This is a genomic window from Frankia sp. Hr75.2 (genome assembly GCF_949319125.1).
GTDB lineage: Bacteria > Actinomycetota > Actinomycetes > Frankiales > Frankiaceae > Parafrankia > Parafrankia soli.
On record NZ_CASGGV010000183.1, the window covers coordinates 1 to 963 of the forward strand.

At 67.9% G+C, this 963-nt stretch carries 2 protein-coding genes; both read right to left on the reverse strand.

Annotated elements, in window-relative coordinates:
• Positions 1–22: 22 nt before the first annotated feature.
• A complete protein-coding gene (locus AC559T_RS14155; RefSeq protein WP_498868991.1) occupies positions 23–643 on the reverse strand; it encodes an IS630 family transposase in 621 nt (206 codons plus the stop codon).
• A partial coding sequence (locus AC559T_RS14160) for a winged helix-turn-helix domain-containing protein (protein ID WP_498868992.1) occupies positions 568–963 on the reverse strand: 396 nt, incomplete at its 5' end. The genes AC559T_RS14160 and AC559T_RS14155, both read right to left, overlap by 76 nt.

Here is a 963-nt window from a genome sequence, read left to right on the forward strand (position 1 = left end):
TACTGATGGTTAATGTGTGAAGTTATGTTGATCCGAGTTCTTCCCAGGCCAGTCCGGTTTCTGTAAGGAACCCGACGAGGAGCTCGGGCTGGTACTGCATCCGTTTCAGTCCATGCTTGACGGCCTGAAAGACCTGGTCGATCCCACGGGCGGCCAGGTGCACCAGGGTTGTGCGTTTCAGATACGACCAGACACCCTCGACGGGGTTCAGGTCGGGTGCGTAGGCCGGCAGCCACACAACATTGATCCAGTCGGTGTGCGCGGCCAGGAACGCGGCCATCTCAGCCTGGAGGTGGATGTTCAGCCGGTCCCACACCACCACCAGCCGACCCCCGGGCAGCTGCGCGTGCGCGGCCAGCAGAAGATCCCGACAGTCCGCCCAGCTCAGCCCTTTACGCTCCCCGCGACGACCGTGACTGACCCGAGCCCGGTAGACCAGCCGGGCCCGCTGTCCGGGTTTGTAGCAGACCATCCCGACCACACTCACCCGCCCGGCACCGCCCCGTCCCGGGACCCGTACCAGCGGGGTCACCCCGCGCCGCGCCCAGGTCCGCCCGCGTGGCGGCCTCAGGCCCTGCCCTGTCTCGTCGAGGAAACAGACCCAGCCATCCCGGACCGCCGCGGTGGTTTTACCGCCGGCCACCCCTGCGCGGACCAGCCCGCCACCGCGATGTCGTCACGTTCCACCGCGCGCCGTGCCGGCAGCTGGCACGACCAGCCGTTGCGGTCCAGCAGCATCCACACCCCCGGCAGGGTGTAGGTGACCCCGAACTCCCGTCTGATCACCTCCGCGATCCGGGCCAGGGTCCACCGCTGGTCGTCCCAGCCGTACACCCCCGGCCCACGACGCAGGATCGCTTCCAACCGGGCCAGATCACGATCATCCAACCGGCACGATGACAACGGACCGGTCGACCGCAACGCCGCCACACCCCCCGATTCCCACGCCCGATACCAGCAGCC